Here is a 6,949-nt window from a genome sequence, read left to right as displayed (position 1 = left end):
CAAAAGAAGTATTGGAAGATGACGAAGCCACTCAAGAAGATGTAGAGCAAGCTTTAGCAGACTTAAATGAAGCAGTAGAAGCTTTGGAAGAAAAAGAAGGACCACAATTAGTCGAAGCTATATTTCTAGAGTATCCGTTTTTAAGGAATTTTGGATACGTAAGGATACAAGTTGATGGTATAGAAGGAGCGGCAAAATATAGGGTACAGTTTTTCTTAAACGACGATGCAGAAGGTAAGATTCCAGAGTGGACTGAAATTATGAATATCGAAGGCGATGATTACGAGTCCAATTTAATTTTCTACATGCCAGAGGACAAGCTAACAATAGAAATATACGCTGAAGATGGGGAAACATTACTTCATACTTTTGAAAATGTAGTACCAACAAGGCAATAATCACGAAAACCCTTTAAGGCCTTTGCCTTAAAGGGTTTTCACATAAAATTTCCATAAACAGGAGGTGATTTCCAGTCAATTAATCCAACAGAATCCTATGGTCAAAAATAAATTACAAAGGGGGATGTTTATTTTGAGGAAGCCTAACAAATTTTTATCTATTATGCTAATTTTGACTCTACTTTTACCTGGGTTTATCTTTGCAGAAGGAGCAGAGGGCCAGGATAGCTCTATTGAGATGAACAAGACACTATTGGAAAAGGTCACTAAAGAGTTTAAGCCTGTCTTGGACAATATGAAGGTACCAATAGAAGATGATCTAGGAGAGTTATTCGAAGATGATGATGAGGTTCGAATTATCGTGGAACTAGAATCCAAACCTTCTATAGTCTATGCTACAGAAAGAAATGCAAGTTATGAGAAATTATCTACATCTACAGTCAATGATATCGAAAGAAAAATTGACAATGAGCAACAAAGGGTCAAAGCTGATATTTTATCTAACAAAATAGACATGGAGTTCATCCATAGTTTCAATACAGCTTTCAATGGATTTAGTGGTAAAGTTAAATTTGAAGATATTCCACTTATCGAAAGATTGCCTTCAGTAAAAAAGGTTTATATTGCCAATGAATATGAAAGACCAGAAATAAAACCTGATATGAATACATCCAATGATATGATTGGTTCAATACCGACTTGGGAAGCCGGTTTCCAAGGGGAAGGTACTGTAATAGCAATTATAGATACAGGTATTGATCCATCCCATAGGGATATGATACTTAGTGAAGGTACCACTCCAAAGCTTACTAAGGATTTGGTAGAAGGAAAAGATCTACTAGGTAAGTACTATACTGAAAAAGTCCCCTATGGATACAATTATTACGATCTAAACGATGAAATAGTAGATAGAGGTCCAGATCCTTCTATGCATGGAATGCATGTAGCTGGTACTGCTGGAGCAAATGGGGATATTGAAAACGGTGGTATAAAAGGCGTAGCACCTGAATCTCAATTACTTGCTATGAAAGTATTCTCCAACGATCCCATTTATGCTACTACTTTCTCCGATATATATTTAGTTGCAATAGACGAATCTATAAAACTTGGTGCTGATGTATTAAATATGAGTTTAGGTTCGACAGCTAGTTTTTATATAGCTGATTCTGCAGAGGATATTGCGTTAAGAAATGCTACGGATAATGGTATAGTCTGTTCTGTTTCAGCAGGGAATTCTGCTCAAATTGCCGATGGCTATTGGTACCCATGGAAGGAACACCCAGACATTGGCGTAGTAGGTTCACCAGGGTTGAATAAAGATACTATCCAGGTAGCTTCTATAGAAAACACTCATCAGAAGGCAAATTATTTAACCTATGAAGGCGAAAATGGGCCTGTCCAGGTTCCTATGGCAATAGCAGGAAATATAGATCCAACTGAAGTATTATCTGGACCACAGGAATTTGTTGATGGGGGTTCAGGAGATCCAAGCGAACTTCCAGAAGATGTAGAAGGCAAAGTAGTATTAGCTATTCGTGGTGGCAAATTGGGACCATTTGTTGAAAAAATAGAGGCTGCTCAAGCAGCAGGAGCTGCAGGAATAATTGTATATAACCATGAAAGTGGCGGAGAAGAATTGATAAATATGGCTACACCTGATGTACAAACTATCCCGGCAGTATTTATTGGAAACAGTGGTGGCAAGGCATTGTTAGAGCTAGAGAATAAAATGGTTACTTTCTCCGACGATACCATGTCCATACCAAATCCAAGTGCCAATGAAATGTCAGATTTTACATCCTGGGGTACGACTCCAAGCCTAGAGCTTAAGCCAGAGATTACTGCTCCTGGCGGGAAAATATACTCCACATTAAATGATGATAAATATGGTACTATGAGTGGTACATCAATGGCTGCCCCTCATGTGGCAGGTGGTTCAGGCCTTGTTATGCAATATATTAAACAACATGATCAGCATGGGAGTTTATCGTTATCAGAGCAAGCAAGATTAGCAAAAGTATTTCTAATGAATACAGCATTGCCAGTATATGATCCTGATGCTGAAACCTTCTATTCACCTAGAAGACAAGGTGCAGGTTTGATGAATTTGAACTCTGCAGTAACTACACCAGTTAGAGTGGTTAACAAAGCCACAGGTGAAGCAAAGGTAGAGTTGAAGGATTTTAATGAAACAAACTTTACTATGACTTTTAATGCAATAAACCATACAGATGAAGCTGTGTCTTATGATATAGATGTAAAACTATTAACAGATTTAATATATCCATATGAAGGCGAAGAATTAAACCTATTAGCTGCAAGGGAAATGGAATTTGTACTTGATGGAGATACCGAAATAACGGTGCCAGCTAATGGACAAAAAGAATTTACAGTTACGATAGATTTTAGCTTAGATGAAGACAAATATAGAAACATGTTTGTTGAAGGATTTGTTATATTAAATGAAAAGACGGATACTCATCCAAGCTTATCTATACCCTATGTAGGGTTTTATGGAGATTGGGGAGAGCCAAAGATTTTAGATAATATGAGATTTATAGATGAAGAAGGAACATCCTATTTCGAGAGCTCAGGTATGATTCTTTTCGATGCTGAGGGTGGCGGCTGGTTCTATGGTACACCTCATATATACATGAATCCAGGAACTGAAGCTGGATATGAGGAAGGTACTGGGAATATAACCCCATACCTATCCTTCATGAGAAATGCTGAAGTTGTTAATTACAATATACTAGATAAGGATGGGAAACTATTAAGAACAGTCCTATCCCAAGAATATATGAGAAAGAATTATATTGATGGTGGAAGAAGACAACCTTCTAGGTTGATACTTGATGCCCTTTGGGATGGAACCATAAAGGGAGAGGTAGTACCTGATGGAGACTATTTCTATGAGATTGCTGCAAAAGTCCACTATCCTGGAGCAGAAATCCAATCCAAGAAGATCCCAATAACTATAGACACTGTTGGTCCTGAAATAATGGATTTGACCTATGATAATGAAACAGGAAAACTTACCTGGAAGTCTGAGGATCAAGGTGTAGGAATAGCTGGGTTCATGTTTGCGATTAATGATGAATTGTTAGAAGATGTAATGATTGTAGAAGAGGAAATGGAATCCTACGAATTGGACATAAGTGAGTATGTAAGCGACTTAGGAGAATATGAGATTATGGTGATATCAATAGATAAGCTATTAAACATGAATAGTGAAACCATAACATATTTGGGAGACAACTATGATCCTTATATATTTATAATGAAACCAGGATTATTCGATATATATGATACAGGTGAAGTGTTGTTTGAAGGTTATGTAGCTAATTACCATCTTCTTGATAAGGTAATAATAAATGAAGAAGTTGAAGCAGATCTTGAGTTTATAGAGCATATAGATCTAGGACATCCTGACGATCCAGATACATTAATATATTCAGGCCCGGCCTATAAGTTTACTAAGACTTTAACCCTTGAAGATGGATATCAAGAAATAAGGATAGAAGCAATTTCAAAAACAGGGGATACAGGAAGTTTGATAAGAAGATTTTATGTAGATACTACACCACCAGAATTAGAAATAGAGATAAAGGAAATTGACCATGAAGCTTCTACGGCAGAATTAGAAATAACCATGAGGGATAATTTAGGTTATTTAAGGCTAATGTTGTGGGATAGCCAGATATACGAGTATGATTATCCCCTTGTTATAGTAGAACCTGTAGAAGAGACTATAACACATACAATAGATATTGAGGATGAAAATAGATTTACATTTACATTAATCGATGCTGCTGGAAACGAAACCGTTAAGGAGATAGTAATTGGTGGAGAAGAATCTGAACCAATGGAAAATCTACCGGCTAATACAGTAATAGTAGGTGATGAAGCTTTTGATATTAGGTATTTGAATAGTAACGGAGATGCTCAACAGAAGTTAATAAACTGGAATAATGAAGGGAATGAAGTATATATTAAACTAAGTGAAGAAAGGATTGTAAACATCCAAGGACAGATAGTAAGTCTGGATGAATTACCAGATGAATTGACTTACTATGATGTTGATGGAAACACTACTATATATGTTAAGTAAATAGAAGAACTCATGGCAACCTAGGAGATTATCCTCCTAGGTTCCTAATGTTTTATAGAAGGAGATAAATAGGTCTAAAGGCGCATATGGGAAAGAAAATTTACAATATTCAAAAAACCACTTGAAATTTAAATTAAAGGTTGGTATAATGAAGGCGAACTGGTACAAACAGTCAAATTTGGAATAAACAACAATATATTACAACTCATGACACGAACCTACATAACCATATATAAATATACATAAACTGTGATTACACATACTTTATGCCACGCAATTAATTATAAAATGTCTAATTATGAAAATTACTTTAATTATGCTTTCATATTATCCACAATATGAAGCAATACCCTTCCTTTCATAAAAATCATCATTACATTAACTTGAAGCTTAAAAATAGGAGTTATATTTTATTAACTCTTATCATACAAAATATATGTATCAAATGTTTAGACATCTCTGTTATTGTCCTAACAAAATCATAGGAAAAGGAGGTGTAAATTAGTTTACTACTTTTACTAAAATTAAGGGGGTATTGGTTAGATGTCAAGAAACAAAAGGATTTCAAAAGTACTATCCCTATTAATTACCATGATTATGGTACTGGGATACTTTACACCATTTGTTCACGCAGAAGGTAACCAAATAAGTTCAGCAAAAGTAGATTTACAAAAAGAGGCATTAGATAAGATTATGCCTGAAGTGGTAGAGGACTTAGAAAAAGATGACTTGGTGGAAATATTGGTGTATATGGAGGATCAGGTGAATACAGGAATGATAGCCGAGGCTACAAGAAAAGCTGTATCATCATCTATGACCCCATATAATACTAAACTTGCAGTTAGAAGGGGAGTAGTAGAAGCATTAAGAGATAAAGCAGAAATATCTCAAGTAAATATACTAAAATATTTAGAACAAGAAAAGGAAAAAGGAAATGTAGAGGAATTTAAGCCTTACTATATAGTAAATATGGTATATGTAAAGGCTACTAAAGAAGTAGTTGAGAACATTTCCTATATGCCAGAGGTGGGAAAAATCTACAAGAACAAGGTTCATAAATTAGATATCCCTGAAAGAAGCGGGGAAATTGAACCAAATACAGAAGAATTAGAATGGAATGTAGAGAGAGTTAGAGCTAATGAAGTATGGGAAATGGGATTTGATGGTACAGGGGCCGTCGTAGGATCTTTAGACTCAGGAGTGGATTGGACTCATCCAGCCTTAAAAGATAAATGGAGAGGATACGATCCAAATACAGGGGCAACCAATCCGGATGGAAATTGGTTTGACCCAGTATATAATGCTACATTACCAGCAGACTCAGATGAACATGGGACTCATGTAATGGGTACGATGGTAGGACAAGAACCTGATGGTAGCAATAAGATAGGCGTAGCACCAGGGGCAAAATGGATAGCTGCAAGAGTATTTAATACAGCAGGTTCTACTACAGATAGAATCCTATTAGATGCGGCAGAGTGGATGACAGCACCAGGTGGAAACCCGGACAATGCTCCAGATGTAGTAAACAACTCTTGGAGTGGTGGCTCTACTATGGATGATTGGTATATGGATGCAGTTGATTCTTGGATAGACGCAGAAATAGTACCAGTATTTTCAGCAGGGAACCAAAGATCAGGGGAACCAGCACCATGGCCAGGATCTATAGCTAACCCAGCTAACTATCCGCAATCTTTTGCAGTAGCTGCAACGGATAGAAATGATATTAGAGCATATTTCTCAAAATTAGGTCCTTCACCATATGATGAAAGTCTAATAAAACCAGAAATATCAGCACCAGGGGTAAGTATTAGATCATCAGTACCTGGCGGTGGATATCAAGGTGGCTGGAGTGGTACATCTATGTCAGCACCAGCAGTATCTGGTACAGTTGCATTATTAGTATCAGCTAATAGTTCATTAAGTGTAGATGATATAGAAGATGCAATAACCAGTAATGCAAGGGGATTAGTAGATGAAACATATCCAAATTCACCTAACTTTGGTTATGGGTATGGAATGGTAGATGCATTTGAGGCAGTATCATCAATAGCTTCAGGCACAGGCCATATATCTGGTAGAGTATTGCAAGATGGGGAAGATCTAGAAGATGTAGTAATAATTCATGAGCAAGATGTATTTGAAACCTATGCTGGTTCAGATATAGATATAGTAGCTGAAATAATTGATGATGTAGCAGTAACAGAAGTAGAACTATTAGTTAAACAAGAAGGTAAATCCTATTGGTTGTTAGTCCCTATGAATAGGATATCAGGAGACCATAAGAATGGTGTCTATAAGGGAACTATAACTTATGATATGTTAATTGGAGATAGTATTGTATATAAGATAAGGGCAAGGGACTATGCAGGAGAAGGCGTAGTTACTAAAGATCACAAGATAGATATTAAGTTTGGTATATTACCAGATGAATATGCAA

At 36.3% G+C, this 6,949-nt stretch carries 3 protein-coding genes; all 3 read left to right on the top strand.

The annotated features are described in order from the left end of the window. Positions 1-398 (top strand): hypothetical protein (locus C3E88_RS10515; protein WP_236910139.1); only part of this gene is annotated, 398 nt, incomplete at its 5' end. A 133-nt stretch (positions 399-531) separates the two neighbouring features. Further along, a complete protein-coding gene (locus C3E88_RS10510) occupies positions 532-4,509 on the top strand; it encodes a S8 family serine peptidase (protein ID WP_236910138.1) in 3,978 nt (1,325 codons plus the stop codon). Between the two features lie 543 nt (positions 4,510-5,052). Then, positions 5,053-6,949: S8 family serine peptidase (locus tag C3E88_RS10505; protein ID WP_236910137.1), on the top strand; the 1,897-nt coding region annotated here is incomplete at its 3' end.

It is taken from the genome of Clostridium sp. Cult3, from assembly GCF_021655115.1.
In the GTDB taxonomy this organism is placed as follows: domain Bacteria; phylum Bacillota; class Clostridia; order Tissierellales; family Tepidimicrobiaceae; genus PPXY01.
The sequence above is the reverse complement of the archived record's forward strand: the minus strand, read 5'-3'. Positions and strand labels throughout refer to the sequence as shown.